The sequence below is a fragment of the Klebsiella sp. 141203 genome (assembly GCF_032601985.1).
Taxonomy (GTDB): domain Bacteria; phylum Pseudomonadota; class Gammaproteobacteria; order Enterobacterales; family Enterobacteriaceae; genus Klebsiella; species Klebsiella aerogenes.
The window spans coordinates 1-17,437 of the sequence record NZ_JAQIRL010000005.1; the positions used below are offsets into that span (position 1 = coordinate 1).

Annotated in this window: 15 protein-coding genes; 3 read left to right on the forward strand and 12 right to left on the reverse strand. The window is 57.6% G+C overall.

Translation table 11 applies throughout. The features are described 5' to 3' along the window. Positions 1–413 precede the first annotated feature (413 nt). Both PGR29_RS18995 and PGR29_RS19000 read left to right on the forward strand, forming a co-directional pair. Complete coding sequence (locus PGR29_RS18995) at positions 414–689, forward strand: DUF2574 family protein (protein ID WP_020079736.1); 276 nt, start codon at positions 414–416, stop codon at positions 687–689. A gap of 324 nt (positions 690–1,013) precedes the next feature. Then, complete coding sequence (locus tag PGR29_RS19000; RefSeq protein ID WP_020079735.1) at positions 1,014–1,331, forward strand: hypothetical protein; 318 nt, start codon at positions 1,014–1,016, stop codon at positions 1,329–1,331. Positions 1,332–1,359: 28 nt separating this feature from the next. Here PGR29_RS19000 and PGR29_RS19005 read toward each other — a convergent pair whose 3' ends face one another. Genes PGR29_RS19005 through PGR29_RS19015 form a run of 3 tightly spaced genes read right to left on the reverse strand, consistent with a single transcriptional unit; the run spans position 1,360 to position 6,304 of the window. After that, positions 1,360–2,484, reverse strand: coding sequence for an ABC transporter permease (locus PGR29_RS19005; RefSeq protein ID WP_316425111.1), 1,125 nt, complete (start codon positions 2,482–2,484; stop codon positions 1,360–1,362). Next, positions 2,484–5,243 carry a ribosome-associated ATPase/putative transporter RbbA gene (gene rbbA / locus PGR29_RS19010; RefSeq protein ID WP_316425112.1) on the reverse strand — a complete coding sequence of 920 codons (2,760 nt, stop codon included), beginning with the start codon at positions 5,241–5,243 and terminating at the stop codon, positions 2,484–2,486. The genes PGR29_RS19005 and rbbA overlap by 1 nt, the downstream gene beginning before the upstream one ends. Further along, on the reverse strand, positions 5,240–6,304 hold the full coding sequence (locus PGR29_RS19015; RefSeq protein WP_113374576.1) for an HlyD family secretion protein: 1,065 nt from the start codon (positions 6,302–6,304) through the stop codon (positions 5,240–5,242). Before PGR29_RS19015 ends, rbbA begins: the two co-directional genes overlap by 4 nt. 371 nt (positions 6,305–6,675) lie before the next feature. Between PGR29_RS19015 and PGR29_RS19020 the strand changes: the two genes are divergently transcribed. Further along, complete coding sequence (locus PGR29_RS19020) at positions 6,676–8,070, forward strand: diguanylate cyclase (protein WP_113374513.1); 1,395 nt, start codon at positions 6,676–6,678, stop codon at positions 8,068–8,070. A 46-nt stretch (positions 8,071–8,116) separates the two neighbouring features. On the opposite strand, the gene trpS is transcribed toward PGR29_RS19020, so the two are convergent. From trpS to PGR29_RS19065, 9 genes are all read right to left on the reverse strand, one after another. Beyond that, complete coding sequence (gene trpS, locus PGR29_RS19025; RefSeq protein WP_316425113.1) at positions 8,117–9,124, reverse strand: tryptophan--tRNA ligase; 1,008 nt, start codon at positions 9,122–9,124, stop codon at positions 8,117–8,119. Positions 9,125–9,324: 200 nt separating this feature from the next. Continuing rightward, positions 9,325–9,654, reverse strand: coding sequence for a DMT family transporter (locus PGR29_RS19030; protein WP_004204123.1), 330 nt, complete (start codon positions 9,652–9,654; stop codon positions 9,325–9,327). A gap of 17 nt (positions 9,655–9,671) precedes the next feature. Further along, positions 9,672–10,085 carry a DMT family transporter gene (locus PGR29_RS19035; RefSeq protein WP_316425114.1) on the reverse strand — a complete coding sequence of 138 codons (414 nt, stop codon included), beginning with the start codon at positions 10,083–10,085 and terminating at the stop codon, positions 9,672–9,674. A gap of 31 nt (positions 10,086–10,116) precedes the next feature. Continuing rightward, positions 10,117–10,785 (reverse strand): hypothetical protein, encoded by a 669-nt coding sequence (locus PGR29_RS19040; protein WP_316425115.1) that lies wholly within the window; start codon positions 10,783–10,785, stop codon positions 10,117–10,119. Positions 10,786–10,797: 12 nt separating this feature from the next. Further along, positions 10,798–11,418, reverse strand: coding sequence for a phosphate propanoyltransferase (locus PGR29_RS19045; protein WP_015368476.1), 621 nt, complete (start codon positions 11,416–11,418; stop codon positions 10,798–10,800). Further along, on the reverse strand, positions 11,415–11,813 hold the full coding sequence (locus tag PGR29_RS19050; protein WP_316425116.1) for a BMC domain-containing protein: 399 nt from the start codon (positions 11,811–11,813) through the stop codon (positions 11,415–11,417). The genes PGR29_RS19045 and PGR29_RS19050 overlap by 4 nt, the downstream gene beginning before the upstream one ends. Positions 11,814–11,825: 12 nt before the next feature. Continuing rightward, a complete protein-coding gene (gene cutD, locus PGR29_RS19055) occupies positions 11,826–12,773 on the reverse strand; it encodes a choline TMA-lyase-activating enzyme (RefSeq protein WP_045395444.1) in 948 nt (315 codons plus the stop codon). An 85-nt stretch (positions 12,774–12,858) separates the two neighbouring features. Further along, positions 12,859–16,245: a choline trimethylamine-lyase gene (gene cutC / locus PGR29_RS19060; RefSeq protein WP_316425117.1), complete on the reverse strand. Its 3,387-nt coding sequence runs from the start codon at positions 16,243–16,245 to the stop codon at positions 12,859–12,861. 25 nt (positions 16,246–16,270) lie between these two features. Continuing rightward, positions 16,271–17,425 (reverse strand): 1-propanol dehydrogenase PduQ, encoded by a 1,155-nt coding sequence (locus PGR29_RS19065; protein ID WP_316425118.1) that lies wholly within the window; start codon positions 17,423–17,425, stop codon positions 16,271–16,273. Between the last annotated feature and the right edge of the window lie 12 nt (positions 17,426–17,437).

A 17,437-nucleotide genomic window follows, 5' to 3' on the forward strand; every position in this document is an offset into this window, starting at 1 on the left:
AGAAGTGAAACGCCGTAGCGCCGATGGTAGTGTGGGGTCTCCCCATGTGAGAGTAGGGAACTGCCAGGCATCAAATAAAACGAAAGGCTCAGTCGGAAGACTGGGCCTTTTGTTTTTGTGTTTTGCGGCCGGACGCGCCGCCATCTCCCCGGTGGCGCTGCGCTTACCGGGGCTACAAAAACCGTAGCCCGGAAAAGGTGCGCAGCACCGCCTCCGGGAAAATACCCGACCCGGCCGCCTGGTTCGTTAACATCAGTAATACCTATCGCACTAATAGCTCTCAGTATAATTGTCCTTATTGATTATATGGATTATCTTTCCTGCGTGATGACATCAACGCATCACCTCTCCTGAGGGAGAAAAATAGAAAGCAAATCGCTTATTTCTCATCCTGTTAACTGGTTATAAATTCAATGAAAAAACCGCTAATTGGGATTCTGACATTAGCTTATGGATTGAGCTTGCCTGCATTCGCTGCTGATACCGCTACATTAACGATCTCCGGGCGTGTGGCGACACCTACCTGCAGCACCAATATCATTAACGAAAAAGCTCAACAGCGTTGTGGGCAAAATACTTACCTCATTAACACGCAAAATATGGCAGTCCCTTCTCATGGGGTGGTTACCCAAACGGTGAATTTACCGAATGATGCGAACAGGAAAATAATTATCAGCAGCTACGATTAATCACCCACTTATATTTCCGCGCCATTATATTGCCCAGCGGCGAAATAATGGCGCGCTGCTATCAGCTATAAAAATCAGCCACTTGTAGACTTGAAAATTTATTCCCACCGCTTAATACTTCTCTCCCCACTTATTTCCACGATCGACAGGTGTTATCCACTCTTTTGGCGTTAATGAGAGACATCATTAACACTTTGTTAACTTGATCTGGTTTAAGTGACGGTAAATTTGATATACAAATAGGGTAGATTGCCTGTATGGATGCTGCCCGAAGTGCCTTGCGATGAATGTTGCAGGTCATCGGCTGGCAATATGAGAATATAAATGAAAATCCTGCTTAACTGGCCGCCGTTGCGCCAGATCGTTACTTACATTCAGGAGCGCTTTACCTTTCTGGTTCTGCTCTGCTGGCCGGCGATTATCTGGCTGTTCTGCCGGGTTGGCGTGTGGCTTACCGATAGCGCCTATCAACTGCTGGGGAAATCGCCTGCCCACTCTTTCACCGTTTATCTTCAGCCATTTATGACGCCCGGCACGTTGCTGCGCATTTCTATCAGCTGGATTGTGCTGTTATTCATTCTTTTCAGTATGGCGATGGCCTTCACCTGGGGTCTGCGCCGCTTTATGAATCGTCAAAAATAAGCCATCGGCGCAGCGCCAGCTCCAGGTTTTATGCCATCTCACCAATTGTCTTGCGAAAACGCAGCAGCGCAATGGTAAAGAAAGCGCTGCCGATAGCGAACAAGATTAAAAACTGCGGCCAGACGATGGCAAAGCTGGCGCCACGGTAAAGTATCGCCTGCGCGAGGCTGACGAAATGGGTGGTCGGCATGGTCAACATAATGTCCTGAACCAGCTGCGGCATACTCTCCCGTGGCGTGGATCCGCCGGAGAGCATCTGCAGCGGCAGCAGCACCAGGATCATTAGTAGCCCCAGTTGCGGCATAGAACGGGCGAGCGTGCCCATAAAAATGCCAATGGAGGTGGTGGCGAACAGGCTGAGCGCAACTCCCAGCATAAACAGCGGAATCGACCCCTCAATCGGTACCTGCAAAATTCCCTGCACCATCAGCACTAGCGACAGCACGGAGACAACCAGTACCACTAGCCCCATCGACCAGATTTTTGCCATCATTATCTCAAACGGCGTTACCGGCATCACCAGCAGGTGCTCAATGGTGCCGTGCTCTCGCTCGCGGATAAGCGCCGAGCCGGTGAGGACAATTGCCAGCATGGTGATGTTGTTAATAATCGCCATCACCGCGCCGAAGCGCTCTTGCTCAAGGTTAGGGTTAAAGCGCATCCTCACCGCCAGCTCTACAGGCAGCGCACTGTTGTCGCGATAGCGGGCGACAAAGCTGTTCACTTCACCGCTGATTATATTCTGGATATAGCCGTTGCCGGTAAAGGCCTGGCTCATTCGCGTGGCGTCGACGTTGACCTGCACTTCCGGCTGGCGACCGGCCAGCACATCGCGCTGGAAGTTTGGCGGAATATTGATGGCGAATGTGTATCGTCCCGCATCCAGCCCGGCATCCATTTCATCGGCGCTGATCAACTCCGGCGTTAAAAACCACGGCCGATAAAAGCCGTTAATGATCCGCGATGAGAGCTGTGATTTATCCATATCGGCAATGGCGATAGGCGCCAGGTGCAGTGAGCCGGGCATTACCGTGGCCGAGGAGTAAACCGATACGGTAAAAGCAAACACGATCAGCGCCAGCATCGCTTTATCGCCGAGCAGGCTGCGCAGCTCTTTGATGCCGAGGTTATAGATATTGCGTAATCCGCGCATCATCCCTCCTGTTTCTTCAACAGCAACACGCTCAGCCCGAGCACCAGCGGCACCGCAATCCATAGTGGAATGAACGAAACCCACAAATCGCTAATATTCAGCGCCTTGGAGAAGGTGCCGCGGGCGATGGTCAGGAAATGGCTGGTCGGGTAGATTTGCCCGATCCAGCGACCTGGCCCTTCCAGAGATGCCACCGGATCGATCATCCCGGAGAATTGGGTGGCCGGAATTAGCGTAATAATCGCGGTACCGAAAATAGCGGCGATTTGGCTCTTCATAAAAGTCGAAATCAGCAAACCCAGCCCGGTGGCGATGGTGACATACAGCAGCGCCGCCAGGGAGAGGGTCAGGAAACTCCCCTTATGCGCGACGCCAAATACGAAGACCGATAAAGCGCACAGTAGAAAGAAGTTAAACATGCCTAACACGATGTAAGGCAACTGTTTGCCGAGCAAGAATTCGCTGCGGGTGGTCGGCGTCACGTACAGGTTGATGATCGAACCGAGCTCTTTTTCACGCACTACGCTCAGCGCGCTGAGCATCGCCGGGATCATCATCAGCAGCAGCGGGATCACCGCCGGGACGATGGCCGGCAGGCTTTTCACGTCCGGGTTATAGCGATAGCGGGTCTCGATGGAAATGAGCGAGGTCTCACGATTCGGGCTACTTTGCCGCCCGGCCATCTCCTGCAGCCAGGCCAGATGCATCGCCTGCACGTATCCGCGCACCGTTTCCGCGCGATTCGGCATTGCGCCGTCCACCCACACACCAATCTGCACCGGCGTACCGCGAGCGATATCGCGGCCAAAGTTTGGCGGGATTTCTATTGCCACCGCCAGCTCGCCGTTACGCATTCGACGATCCAATTCGTCATAACTCTGCAGTGGCGCCTGCTCGATAAAGTAGCGTGAGCCCGCGATATTCTGCGACCAGTTCTGGCTGCTGATCGTTTGATCGCGGTCGAGGACGGCAAAGCGCAGATCTTCGACATCCATGCTGATCCCATACCCCATGATAAACATCAGGATCACCGTCCCCAGCAGCGCCAGCGTTGATCGCACCGGATCGCGGCGCAATTCCAGCGCTTCGCGGCGGCTATAGCTAAACAGGCGACGCAGGCTGAATGACTGGCGTGGGGACGCATTCTTCTGGTGTGATGCGACAGCAGGCGGCGCGGGCGTTGTAGAGACAGAAACGGTCGGTTGCGCGGCATCCGCCGCTTCCTGCAGCCAGGCGATAAACGCCTCTTCGAGGCTGGCGGAGCCACGTTGCTCAACCAGCGCCTGCGGCGTATCGCTGGCCAGCACCTTGCCGGCGTGCATCAGCGAGATGCGATCGCAGCGTTCCGCCTCATTCATAAAGTGGGTAGAAATGAAGATGGTGACGCGATCCTGCCGCGCCAGGTCGACCATCAACTGCCAGAACATGTCGCGTGCCACCGGGTCAACGCCGGAGGTGGGTTCATCCAGGATCAGCATCTCCGGGCGATGGATTACCGCTACCGCTAATGACAGACGCTGGCGGATCCCCAGCGGTAAGTCAGCGGGAAGCGCGTCTTCAACCTCGGTCAGCATAAAGCGTTTGCTCATTTCTGCGACCCGGCCAGCTATTTCATGGTCCGGAATGTGAAACAAGCGGGCGTGCAGCTCCAGGTTTTGCCGTACGCTCAGTTCGCTATAGAGCGAGAAGGCCTGCGACATATAACCCACTCGCTGTCGGGTGGCGATATCTTTCGGATCGACCGGTTGGCCAAACAGCCAGGCCTCGCCTTCGCTGGCGGGCAACAGGCCGGTTAGCATCTTCATGGTGGTGGATTTGCCGCAGCCGTTAGAGCCGAGGAAGCCAAAAATTTCGCCACGGGCGATACGAAAGTTAACGTGGTCGACGGCGACAAAGTTGCCGAAGCGCATGGTCAGGCCGCGCGCTTCAATGGCAATCTCTTCCTCACTGCTGTCGCGCGGCGGGATGACCACGTCTTTATGCGCCAGGCGCTGCGCTTCCGGCAGCAGGGCGATAAATGCCTGTTCCAGTGTCTGGCTGCCGGTCTGTTTTTTGAGCGCCGCCGCGCTACCGGTCGCCAGTATTTCGCCGGCATTCATCGCCACCAGCCAGTCGAAGCGCTCGGCCTCTTCCATGTAGGCGGTGGCGACCAGCACGCTCATTTCCGGCTGGCGCTGGCGGATGCTGTCGATCAGATCCCAGAACTGCGCGCGGGAGAGCGGGTCGACGCCGGTAGTGGGTTCATCAAGGATGAGTAGCTGCGGGTCGTGGATAAGAGCACAGCACAGGCCGAGCTTTTGTTTCATTCCACCGGAGAGTTTACCGGCGGGGCGATCGCGAAACGGCGCCAACCCGGTGCTCTGCAGCAGTTCGTTGATACGAAGTTCACGCTCGGCTTTATCGTGACCAAACAGGCGGGCGAAGAAGTCGACGTTTTCATAGACCGATAGCGTATGGTAGAGGTTTTTCCCCAGGCCCTGCGGCATCCAGGCGATTTTCGGACATACCTGCTGGCGGTGACGAACGTCGCGCATATCGCCGCCGAGCACCATCACGTTACCCTGCTCGATGGCCCGCGCCCCGGCGATAAGCGAGAGCAGGCTTGATTTGCCGACCCCATCCGGGCCAATCAGGCCAACCATGCGCCGCGCCGGAATCGCCAGGTTGATATCGCGCAACGCGATGGTAGCGCCAAACTTCTGGCCAACGTTTTCCAGCAGGGCGACGGGGGGCGAAGTATCCTGCGGCGTCAGTTTCATTGCGGCAACCTCACCGTCAGCGCTTCAGGCCAGCTTTTCTGCTTATCCAGTCGTACCCAGGCCATCCCAGGCAGGCCGGTTTTGACATATTCCAGATGCTGCTCCAGTAGTTCTGGCGGAATGCGCGCCTTGACGCGGAACATCAGCTTGAGCCGCTCGTCGCTGGTTTCTACCGTTTTCGGCGTGAATTGCGCGACGCTGGCGACAAAGCTGATATTTGCCGGGATCACTAGCTCTGGCGCGGCATCCAGGATCAAGCGCGCTTCACTGCCGAGCGCCAGGAGACCCGCCTGTTCCGTTGGCAGGAAGAAGGTCATATAGACGTCAGCCAGGTCGACCATGTTCAATACCCGCCCCCCGGCGGCCAGCACTTCGCCTGGTTCAGCAACGCGATACTGGATGCGGCCGTCGCGCGGCGCTTTCAGCTGGCTATCGTCGATATCGGCGAGGATCCGCCGCTCGGTGGCTTCGGCGGCTTCAACGCGGGTTTTGGCCTGAATGATGCTGGTACGGGCGGCTTCAATGGCGGCGCGGGCGGCAGAGACCTGCGCTTTCGCCGATTCCAGCGCCGCGCGGGCGCTTTCAGCGGCCGCGCGATCGTCATCCAGCTGCTGAGCGGAGACGGCGCCACGCTGTGAAAGGGTGCTGGAACGGACGTGGCGTTTAGCGGTGGAGTCTAGCTCCGCCTGGCGTTGCTTCACCACCGCTTCGGTGGCGCGCATTTCGCTCTGCCGCTGGTCGAGTAACGCGTTGGCGGCGGCAACCGCGCTTTGCGCTTCTTTGATTTGCGCGGCGGCTTCGAGGCGCTGCTCGTTAAGTACCCGCGTATCCATCCGCGCCAGCACATCGCCTTTATGGACGAACTGCCCCTCTTTGACCAGAATCGTCTCGATACGCCCGGCAATTTTGGTGGCGATATCGACTTCCGTCGCCTCGATGCGGCCATTACTGGCGGCGAAGCCCGGCGGTAACCCGGCCGGGCGCAACATCCACCATGCTGCGGCGATGATTACCGCTGCAACTACGATATACCCGGTCCAACGTCGTTTGTTCTTGTCCATACGCGACTCGCTCTGTTCCATATTGCTGAGTGGTGCGCGTTTCGCTATTTCGCCCGGCGGGACGATAAAAAAAGAGGAGATAAGGCCGTCCGGCGCAAAATCCTGTTACGTTGCCAACCGGTGGGGAAGATGTGCTTTTAGAGTGGTCATCATCAGCAATCCTGGCCTTAAATGAAACACGCATATTTATAATCTGGATACTAACATCGGTTGCGCCAAAGTCCATATATAAACTATGGAATTGCGAGCCCCTCACTGTAATGGCTGAGAACTACGCTATCCCTATGATTTTCTTCGTCTGGTTGACCTGCGGCAACTCATGTATGATCGGCAACCCCGAAATAGACTAACGCCCGGCGAGCGCTTTATTCATGAACGATGAAAGCAAAAAATATATCTCTGTTATTTTTAAGGAGTGGCTACCTCTGTATGACAGCCTGACGCCAGCCGTTAAGGAGGTACTTAAAAATATCGCAGAGGAGCAATCGGAAGCGTTAGCGGCCCGGTTTTATGATTTTATTTTTCAGGATCCGGATATTGCCCGCCACCTGACTTATGATTTAGTTCAGGAGCGTCTGAGCCGCTCGCTGGCGCTATGGGTGAAGGAGATCCTGACCAGCGATAAAGCGCAGTTGCCGGCGTTGGCGGAACGGCAATATCAGATTGGCAGCATCCACGCGCGGATCGGCATCCCGGCGGAGGCGGTTCTGCGCGGCGCCCGGCAGATTAAGGCCGGGCTTATCGAGTATATCCGCGGCCACGTTAGCGACCGCCAGATTGCCGTCGATGCCATTTATTACGCTATTATGGCGATTAATATGGCCGTTGAGATGATGTGCCACGCCTATACCTTATCGCACTATCGGGCGACCAAAAACGAAGAGGCTTATCGCCTGTATAGTTTGATGGACAATGTCCCGATGGAATATGGCAAACAGCAGGCGGCGCTTTCCGGTTGGGAAAATACGGCGATTTTTAATATTGTTAGCGAAAATAAAGCACATACTAACGCTACGTTATTATCTGAGTCGGAATTTGGCCTATGGTTCCGCCATAAGTGCGTGCGCTATTTTAACAAAAATAGCCAGATGGACGAAATCGCCGCATTAATTTCGCAGGTCGACGACTTATTAATAGGATGGCGGGCATCCGCCTCTGCCATGGATTATAAAAATACACAAAACCTGATTCAGGGGATCCATATTCATTGCCAGCAAATAGGCAGCCAACTGGGCGTAATTTTTAGCAGCCTGTCGCAGATGCAAAATGGCAAAGATGCGTTAACCAGCCTGCTTAACCGCCGCTATTTGCCGGTGGTGCTGAAGCATGAAGTGACGCTGGCGATGGAGCATGAGTTGCCGATGACGGTGGCGATCGTCGACATCGATCATTTCAAAGGCATTAACGATAACTGGGGCCATATGGTCGGCGACCGGGCGATTAAACATGTCGCGGAACTGCTCAGCGATAATATCCGTTCCAGCGACTATATCTTCCGCTACGGCGGGGAAGAGTTTCTGCTGGTGCTGGTGGAGACCGGCGTGTCAGAAGCGTTTACCATCCTCGACCGCCTGCGGAAGAAAATTAGCCAACTGGCGTTTAACGTTGGCGGCGATACGCAGATCCCGATCACCGCCAGCATTGGCTATGCCGTGCACTCCGGCCATCCCGATTACAACCTGCTATTGCGCGATGCCGATAATGCGCTGTACGCCGCCAAACGCGAGGGGCGCAACTGCGTGAAGATGCATAAAGGCAGGGTGTAAAACGAGCCCCGGTAAACGTAGCGCGACCGGGGCAGGGCTCTGAAGCTCAGAACAGTACCGGCAGCCCCAGCCCGCGCTTCACTTCATGCAGCGTCCGCTGCGTGAGCTGGTGGGCGCGTTCGCTGCCCTGGCGCAACAATTCCAGTAGCATTCCTTTATCCTGACTGTAAGTGGCCCGGCGTTCACGGATCGGCGCCAGTAGCTCCTGCAAGCAGGTTTCCAGTTCATTCTTACACTGGCGATCGCCCAGCCCGCCGCGTTGATAGTGGGCTTTCATCTCAGCAACCAGCGCCTTATCGCTATGGAAAGCGTCGAGATAGGTGAACACTACGTTGCCGTCGACATGCCCCGGATCGCAGACTCTCAGGTGTGTCGGGTCGGTATACATCGCGCTGACCGCGCGGTGAATCTCCTCTTCACTGGCCGATAACGTCAGCGTATTGCCCAGCGATTTCGACATTTTGGCATTACCGTCGACGCCCGGCAGGCGGCTCACTTCGCTGAGTAGCGCTTTGCAGTGGCGCAGCACCGGTTCGCCGGTGAGGCTATTCATTTTGTGGACGATTTCGTTGGTCTGCTCAATCATCGGTAGCTGATCGTCGCCCACCGGCACCAGCTCGGCCTTGAAGGCGGTGATATCGGCGGCCTGGCTAATCGGATAGGCGAGAAAGCCAACCGGCAGCGAGCGGGCGAATCCCTTCTGGGCAATCTCATTTTTTACCGTCGGATTACGTTCCACGCGAGCGACGGTGACGATATTCATATACAGCGCGCTGAGCTCAGCCAGCGCGGGCAGAGCGGACTGCAGGCAAATAGTGGTGAGCCTGGGGTCGATGCCGACGGCCAGATAATCGGCCATGACTTCGAGGATATGGTGGCTGATTTTTTGCGGGTTGCTGCCGTTATCGGTGAGCCCTTGCAGGTCGGCGATCAGGATAAACTGCTGGTGGTCGTGTTGCAGCGCGACGCGCTGGCGCAGCGAGCCGATGTAGTGGCCAAGATGTAGTTGGCCGGTCGGGCGGTCGCCGGTGAGAATGGTTTGTGGATGGTTCATCAAGGACTCCTTATCAGACTGTTCAGCCGAAAGACGTCCTGAAAATAACAAAGCCGCCTTCCGGCGGCTTTGAAAATGGAAACGTGTATCGTGCCGCCTGTTATGCAGGCAGCCACCAACGACGGGGGTAGGTAACGATAACGTTTCTGTTCATCTTTTTATCCTGCCACGAAATCACGGCGGGGTAAACCCGCCTTGTATTACATGGTCGAGAAGACGTTCATGATCACGCCGCCGGAGATAATCAGCGCCATGGCGATAATGGCCGCCAGGTCCGGTTTCTGCTTATAGAGGATCATGGAGCAGATGGTGACGCCGACGATACCGAAGCCGCACCATAGCGAGTAGGCTACGCCCACCGGAATGGTGCTCATCGCGCGGGTGAGGGCGAAGTAGCACAGGCCGTAGGCGCAGACCACCAGCACTGAAGGCGCCAGCTTGCTGAAGCCGTTGGTTTTTTTGATCATCGAGGTGCCAGTGATTTCGGAGCCGATAGACAGCGCCAGCCATAAAAATCCGAGATTAAACATAGGGTATTCCTTTCCTGTTAGTTGGCGATTTTCTTATCCATAGACGCGATTGGCGCGGTGGGCGCGGCTTCTTCGCTCTCTTCAGAACCCATTTTCGAGAACAGGTTCATGATAACGATGCCGCTGGCGATGACCGCCATGCCGATGATGGCGGCGGTATCCGGGTGCTGGCCGTAGAAGGCCATTCCCAGCGTCGAGACCACCAGGATGCCGGTACCGGACCAGGTGGCGTACGCCAGGCCTACCGGGATATCTTTCACCGCCCTTGAGAGCGAGTAATAGCAGGTGCAGTAAAGGACAATCAGCAGGCCGAGCAGCAGCATTTTTGTGCTGCCTTCGCTGCTACCGAACATTTTTAACGTCGAGGTTGCTGAGGTTTCGGAGAGGATAACCAGCAGCATCCATAACCAGCATTTTGTTTTCGAAGACATCGTTAAGCTCCAGGTTCATAGTTGGGTAAGGTCATATCTTTCTGTTTTTTAAATAATCAATGGCCGCATCGGTCAGCTGCGCGTGCGGAGCCGCCGCCAGCGCCGGATTATTCACCACGTCTGTGACGGTGAGATAACGGCGCGGTTCGCTGCTGGCGGCGGCTGGCGCGGTGGGCGCGTCCAGCGTCGCCAGCAGCTCATTCATGGTGCCGAGGAAGACGCCGCAGGCTTCCAGACGAGCCAGCGTGGCTTGCAGATGCCCGGCATAGGCGCTGTCGGCCTGAGCGCCGCACAGTTGGTTGAGTTCGCTGAGCGGATCGCAGTGATAGCGCAGCGCCAGCACGGGAATACCCTTCAGCAGCGCCTCATGCGCGCAGCGGGCGAGCGGGCTGCTGAGCGTGCCGTTCAGCAGGTCAGCAGCCAGCGGATAATCGAGAAACGGCAGCAGTACCGCCCGCCACGGCGCTGACGGAAGGGCATCCTGCCAGGCCGAAGAGGGAATTATCTCGCCGACCTCCCGCCACGCGGCGGCGTCAGCGAGGCCATCCTCCAGCGCGAGGCGTAGCGGATAGCCGCTTCCCGCCAGGCGTTGGCGGATAGCCGCGCGATAGCCATCAGCGGCGGTCACCATCACCAGTACCGGCGGGCGCAGGCGCTGCAAAACACGCGCAACTAAACCTTCAATCTGTTCGTCGGTCATGGCGAGCCTCCGTTAGCCGATGAGCGTCACCTGCGCGCCGTTTTTCAACCCGGCGGCATTGGCTTCTTCGGTGTCAATGTGAAACTCCAGCGCGAAGTCATCGCGCACCCGCACCACCACTTCATCGAAAGTCAGCTGGCGCTCGCCGTTGCTGCGCACGCTGACCTTCTGGCCATTGCTAACGTTGAGTCGGCGTGCGTCCTGCGGCGACATATGAATATGCCGCCAGGCGCAGATCACCTGCGAATGGAGTTCAACGTGGCCTGCGGGCCCAATCAGCAGCGCGCTACCGGCATTCTCCAGCTGGCCGGACTCACGAACTGGCGCCTTAATCCCGAGCGTGAAGCAGTCGGCGCGCGACACTTCCAGTTGCGAAACCGGGCGGGTCGGCCCGAGGACACGGACGTTGGTCAGCGAGCCCTTCGGCCCGACAACGGTCACGCACTCTTGGGCGGCGAACTGCCCCGGCTGGCGCAGCGGTTTAAATGGCGTCAGGCTGTAACCTTTACCGAACAACGCCTCGACGTCCTGTTGCGCGAGATGGACGTGGCGGTTGGAGATCCCCACCGGGATCGCCGGCGCCGTTGCGCTCAGGCGGGCGGCGATTTTTTCGCGAACCAGGGTGTCGATCATGACTTCTTCCCTTTCTTCAGCGCCGGATGTTTATCTTCCGTTTCGTTCGGGGCGGCAGGGGGGGCGATAGGTTCCGGGGCGGGGATAACCACCGGTTCGGCCGTTTTTTGCTCGCGCGGCGGGTTGCCTTTGAGGTTGCTTAACGCTTCAACCACGCAGCGCTCCGGGCGGGCGATCACCAACGACCTCACGGTGTGCTCGGCGCCAGCCACCGCCACGCCGCGTTCAATGGCGGTGTGGATGGCGCTGATCTCCCCTTCAAAGCAGACGCTCACCAGCCCGGAGCCTGGTTTGCGATAGCCAATGCAGGTCACTCCCGCGGCTTTACAGGCGGCGTCGACGGCCTGAATGGCGGCGACCCATCCTCGCGTTTCAATTACGCCTAAACTTTTCATGGTCGGCTCCTGTTAATGGCGGACTAAGCGAATATCAAAATCAAATTGCTGGAAGAAGGTTTCCAGCCGGTCCAGTTCGTCCGGTGAATAAGACGGGTCCTGGGTAATTGGGTAGGGCATATCCAGGCGTTCGTACTTTTTGCGTCCCAACTGGTGGTACGGCAGCATGTCGATGCGGCGGATATTTCCACGCTTCGCCAGCTTCTGTACGTAATCAATGGCGCCGGTAATGGCGTCGAATGAGTCGTTGTAGCCGCGAATGAGCGGCATACGCACAATGACGTTGGCGCCGGAATCCACCAGCCATTCGAGATTGCGGCGGATCCCTTCGTTGCCGATGCCGAGCATCGCCTTGTGGTGTTCGCTGTTAATCTGCTTTATGTCGAACAAGAAAGTGTCGGTGACCGGCGCCAGCTTCTGGTAGTTGGCAAGCGGGGTGGTGCCCTGGGTTTCGACGGCGGTGTTAATCATCATCTTTTTGCATTCGCTGAATAAGGCGACGGCAAAATCGGTCTGCAGGCTCATCTCGCCGCCGCCGATGGTGACACCGCCGCCGGAGGAGATGTAGAAGTCGTAGTCCTGCATGATGATCTCCATCAGCTCGCTAACGGTGACGTCCTTGCCCATAATGTCCAGCGCGTTCTGGGTGCAAATCTCTTCGCATTTGCGACAGCCAATGCAGTCTTTATTGCGGTCGACGAAGTGCTTCATTTCGCCGTTTTCTTCCGCCCGATAATGAATACCTGCCGGACAGACGCTGACGCAGTCGCCGCAGTTAATGCATTTGTCGTGCGAGAACATCACCTGGAACTGACTGCTCAGCCCTTCCGGGTTGGCGCACCACGGGCAGCGAATGTTGCAGCCCTTAAAAAACACCAGCGTGCGAATGCCATCGCCGTCATAGATCGAATATTTCTGGATATTGAAAATTCGGCCCGTTAATTCTTGTTTTGCGATCACGCTTGCCTCCCGCTCCGTCCCGTTACGGGACGGAGAACTTCCGGTTATTTCTCAAATACAGCTCAAATAATTCCCATTAAGAGAACTAGAACTTCTCGATCACCGTACGGCTGATGATCTCGTCCTGGACCTCTTTGCACAGCTCAACGAAGTAGGCGCTGTAGCCGGCGACGCGAACGATCAGGTCGCGGTATTTCTCCGGCTCCTGCTGCGCCTTCTTCAGCACTTCGTTATCGACGTAGCTGAACTGCATCTGGCCGTTGCCGAGAATCGAGGCGGTACGCAGCAGGGTAATCAAGCCATGGCGGCCTTCCGGGGTATCCAGCAGCCCTTTGAGGAACTTGAAGTTGTGCACCATGCCGATGTTCATGGTTTCCACGTTCATCTTGCTGACCGACTTGATAATCGCCGTCGGGCCTTGTTTATCCGCGCCCTGGGTAGGGCTGATGCCGTCGGAGAGCGGCATCCACGCCAGGCGGCCGTTCGGCGTGGCGTTGGTCAGCTCGCCGATTGGCGTGTTGTTGGAGATAGACAGGGTGCCGTGGCTGAGGGTCGAGTAGAGCATTTTGTATTTACGGCACTCTTTCTCGGTCCATTCGGTAATATCCAGCGCGTACTGGTCGACGTAGTTATCGTCGTTACCGTATTTCGGCGCGTTCAGGCAGTCGCGGCGCAGCGCTTCGTAACCTTCAAAGTTGGCAAGCAGCGCATCGCGGATCTGCTCAAGGGTGTATTTCTTCTCTTCGAACACCAGCTTGCGGATCGCCGCCATCGAGTCGACGTAGGTCGCCAGACCGGAGAAAATCAGCCCCGGACCGTGGTTGACCATCGCGCCGCCGGCGGCGACATCTTTGCCGCTCTCCATGCAGCCTTCGACCAGTAGCGACATCAGCGGCTTCGGCGCCACATCGCGATGGACGCGCTGGCTAATGACGGTGCCGATGGCCGACAGGCGCACGATATGGGCGATCTGCAGTTTTACCGCCGCGTCGAATTCGTCGAAAGTGCGCAGGTCGCGCAGGTCGCCGGTATCCAGCCCCTGATAGCTATCGAACAGCACCATCCGCCCGCGGTTGAGCACGAATTCAATCGCGATAGGCCACTGGGTGTAGCCGGTGGAGGTCCACTGATAGATGCGCCCGGATTTCTGCGGCTCAACGCAGCCCATCAGGCAGTAATCGCGGGCGTCTTCAAAATCGAAGCCTTTGCGCAGCATCATCTTGATGTGGGAGTCATCGAAGTGGCAGGCCGGGAAGCCCATTCCCGCTTTCACCACGTCGACGATTTTTTCCATGTATTTCTGCGGCGACTGGTTGTGGATACGGCAGGCCAGCGACGGCTGGTAAACCTTCACGAAGCGCACCGCGTCCATAATCAGGTAGGTCAGATCGTTACAGGCATCGCCGCCGCTACGTTTCTGGCCGCCAACGGTGAGGTTGATAAACGGCTGATAACCTGCGAAATATTTCGCTCCCAGCTCGCTCGACATCCACATCAGTTCGGCACATTTGATGATGAACGCCTGCAGCAGCTCCAGCGCGCTGTCGTGGGTCAGACGGCCTTCGCGGATATCGGCTTCGAACATCGGGTAGCAGTACTGGTCGACGCGCCCCAGTGACAGCCCGGTCTGGTTCTCTTCGATTTCAAACAGCGATTCGACGGTCCAGATGCTCTGCAGCGCTTCCTGCAAGGTCTTCGGCGGATTGGCCGGCACGTTTTCGTTCACTTCGGCGATGGTCAATAGCTCGGCGCGGCGCTGGGCGTTTTGCTCTTTAGCCGCCAGTTCGCGGGCGTGGGCGGCGATGCGGCGGGCGTAGTTGACCACCCCTTCACAGGTTTCAATCGCCGCTTTGTAGTAGTAGATACGGTCGATATCTTCCGGGTTTTCCATGCTCAGGCTGGCCAGATGCGCCTCGGCATCGGCTTTAATGCCGTTCATCCCTTTAGTGAACAGCAGCACGTCGTAGCCCGGACAGGTATCGCCGCCGCCGTTAATCTGGTGATAGGAGAGATCGCTGACGAAGGTCTCGCCGCTGAAGGCCCAGACGCCGGCCTCACGGTATTGCGCTTCGCAAATCTCATCCAGCGAACGCCCTTCCCAGAACGGGACGATCTCTTCGCGAATGGTTTTTTTATCCGCTTCGCTGATTTCAAACGGATCCTGCGGGCGGGTGCTCATGGTGTCGAGCTCATCGCGTACCCAGCGCCAGGCGATATCCGGCGAGAAGGCGCCCGCGCGCGGCTTGCCGCACGGATGGCCGACGATCAGCTCATCGTCCTGAATCAGAATCGGCGCGGTTTCACAGGCGTGGCGGAAAGCTTTGGCGCGCAGCAAAATGGTCGGCATGCCAGGGTTGGCTTTGACCACTTCGGTAAAGGCCAGCGCGCGATAGATAGAGACGCTCGGGCGTACCGTCAGGTAGTGGTTACGCAGGCGCTGCATACGCGGGGTTAAGCCTTCTATCGCCGGCGTGTCGGCGCAGGCCGCGAACGGCGCGTGGCTGACCTGTTGTGCGCCGCTAAACAGACGCACCGGCAGATTCAGCGCGCTGAGGTTGCGCTGGGCGCTGATAAACATCGCCGAGAGTTCGTTCGCTTCGGCGTTGTCAAAAGAGGCGCCGTGCAGCATGGCGTCGAGCATCGGATAGCCGTCAATGGCGCAGGCGGCGCGGACTTCGCTCAGTTCCGCCAGCTTGAACCACAGGCACTCCACGATTTCATAGGCCTGCTGGTTATTCAGCGCGCCGCTGTTGATATCGCGCTGGAAGTAAGGCAGCAGCGCTTTATCCGCCCCTTGCGGGTTAACCGCATAGCTGCCGTTATCCAGCTGTAGCGCCAGCTGGAACAGATAGAACGCCTGGCAGGCTTCTTTGAAATTACGCGCCGGATGGGCCGGAACGTGGTGCAGAATGGCCGCGCTATCGAGCAGCTCGGCTTTGCGATAAGTATTGGTTTCTGCGGCTGCCAGCTGCTCGGCGCTGTTGGCCAGATTTTGCGCCAGCGCGAGCAGGGCGTCGCAGGCGTAGATGGCGGCGCGGCAGCCGTTGACTTCATCCATCCCGCTGCGGCTAACGGCGCTACCGAGGGCGCGGGTTTTCTCTTCTAACTGGTGCTTAATCGCCAGCACGCCTTTTTCGACGACCAGGTTGTAGTCCGGTGAATCGAGATCGCTGTTGAGGTTGAGGAACTGGAATACGGATGGCCGATGCGCGGCGCTTTCATCATGGAAAATCGCCCCGTGCGGTTTACGGGTCTGGTTACCGACGATCAGTTCGTCGGCGCTAATGGTCAGCGGCAGCTGGCGCATCAGTTCATAGAAACGGCGAGCCGGTTTGACGGCGGCGGGAATGCCTGCGATATCGCTATCCAGCGCGCTGAGGATCGCGGCGTGCTCGGTGCACAGGCTGCTTGCCTGTGAGCGTAAACGGTCTGCCAGCACTTTGACGCGCGGCGTTAAGCTGTAGTGTACCATGGGTAAGGTTCTCCAAATCTTGTTATCAGTGGCCCTGTACGGGATGACCGGACCAGGCCCGGCGATAAAGCTCGGTTAACGCGTTAGCGTCCGGCGCGCGTGGGTTGGTTGGGGTACAGCTGTCGCGCAGCGCCTGGCCGACCATCTCCGGCAAACGGCGTTCGAATTCAGCCGCCTCAATGCCGGTGTCGCTAATGCCGGAGGGCATGCTCATCTCTTCTTTTAAAGCCTGAATGGCGACCAGCAGGCTGGCGACGCCCTGGCGCGGCGAGGCGGCTGGCAGATCCAGCAGATGCGCCAGACGGGCATATTTCGTTGCCGCAAGGGTGTCGCACTGGCCGTTGAAATCGGCGTTCCAGGCGACGACTTGCGCCATCAACAGGGCGTTGGCGCGGCCATGGGGTACGCGGAAGACGCCGCCGAGGGCGTGTGCCAGGCTGTGGGTTATCCCAAGCGACGCGTTGGTGAAGGCCATCCCCGCCATGCAGGAGGCGTTATGCATCTTTTCGCGCGCCTGCAGGTTGTCGCCGCTGCGCCAGCAGGTCGGCAGATAGCGGAATACCTGCTGCACCACTTTCTCCGCCAGCGCGTCGGAAAAGTCGCTGGCGGCGCGGGAGACGTAGGCTTCCAGAGCGTGACACAGTACGTCCATGCCGGTGTCGGCGGTAATTGCCGGCGGCACCGAAGCCACCAGCGCCGGGTCAAGAATGGCGATATCCGGCAGCAGCGACGCATCCACCAGTACCAGCTTCTCAGCATTGGCTTTCACCACCGAAAAGGCGGTGACTTCCGAGCCGGTGCCGCTGGTGGTGGGGATGGCGACGAAGCACGGGCGGGGACGGTTGCCCTGCGGACGGGTCTGCGCCAGGGAGAAAATAACCGCTTTGGCGGCATCGATTACCGAACCGCCGCCGAGCGCGATAACCAGATCCGGATAGTGGTTATCCATCAGCTTCATGCCGCGCACCACGGTGGCGATATCCGGATCCGCCACTACGTCGTCCCACATCTGCCAGGCGATCCCGCGCTGGCGCAACAGGGCGGTGACGCGCTCGGCGAGACCAAACTTCACCATCGCTTTATCGGTCACCAGCAGCACGCTGCGGGCGGAAAGTTCGTTCAGCACCGAGAGGGCGTCCTGACCGAAGCAAATCCGCGGTTTCAGTAAAAATTCACTCATTGGGCTATTCAC

Coding starts and splice junctions, on each gene's coding strand:
- PGR29_RS18995 (WP_020079736.1), top strand. CDS start 414: ATGAAAAAACCGCTAATTGGGATTCTGACATTAGCTTATGGATTGAGC.
- PGR29_RS19000 (WP_020079735.1), top strand. CDS start 1,014: ATGAAAATCCTGCTTAACTGGCCGCCGTTGCGCCAGATCGTTACTTAC.
- PGR29_RS19005 (WP_316425111.1), bottom strand. CDS start 2,484: ATGCGCGGATTACGCAATATCTATAACCTCGGCATCAAAGAGCTGCGC.
- rbbA (WP_316425112.1), bottom strand. CDS start 5,243: ATGAAACTGACGCCGCAGGATACTTCGCCCCCCGTCGCCCTGCTGGAA.
- PGR29_RS19015 (WP_113374576.1), bottom strand. CDS start 6,304: ATGGACAAGAACAAACGACGTTGGACCGGGTATATCGTAGTTGCAGCG.
- PGR29_RS19020 (WP_113374513.1), top strand. CDS start 6,676: ATGAACGATGAAAGCAAAAAATATATCTCTGTTATTTTTAAGGAGTGG.
- trpS (WP_316425113.1), bottom strand. CDS start 9,124: ATGAACCATCCACAAACCATTCTCACCGGCGACCGCCCGACCGGCCAA.
- PGR29_RS19030 (WP_004204123.1), bottom strand. CDS start 9,654: ATGTTTAATCTCGGATTTTTATGGCTGGCGCTGTCTATCGGCTCCGAA.
- PGR29_RS19035 (WP_316425114.1), bottom strand. CDS start 10,085: ATGTCTTCGAAAACAAAATGCTGGTTATGGATGCTGCTGGTTATCCTC.
- PGR29_RS19040 (WP_316425115.1), bottom strand. CDS start 10,785: ATGACCGACGAACAGATTGAAGGTTTAGTTGCGCGTGTTTTGCAGCGC.
- PGR29_RS19045 (WP_015368476.1), bottom strand. CDS start 11,418: ATGATCGACACCCTGGTTCGCGAAAAAATCGCCGCCCGCCTGAGCGCA.
- PGR29_RS19050 (WP_316425116.1), bottom strand. CDS start 11,813: ATGAAAAGTTTAGGCGTAATTGAAACGCGAGGATGGGTCGCCGCCATT.
- cutC (WP_316425117.1), bottom strand. CDS start 16,245: ATGGTACACTACAGCTTAACGCCGCGCGTCAAAGTGCTGGCAGACCGT.
- PGR29_RS19065 (WP_316425118.1), bottom strand. CDS start 17,425: ATGAGTGAATTTTTACTGAAACCGCGGATTTGCTTCGGTCAGGACGCC.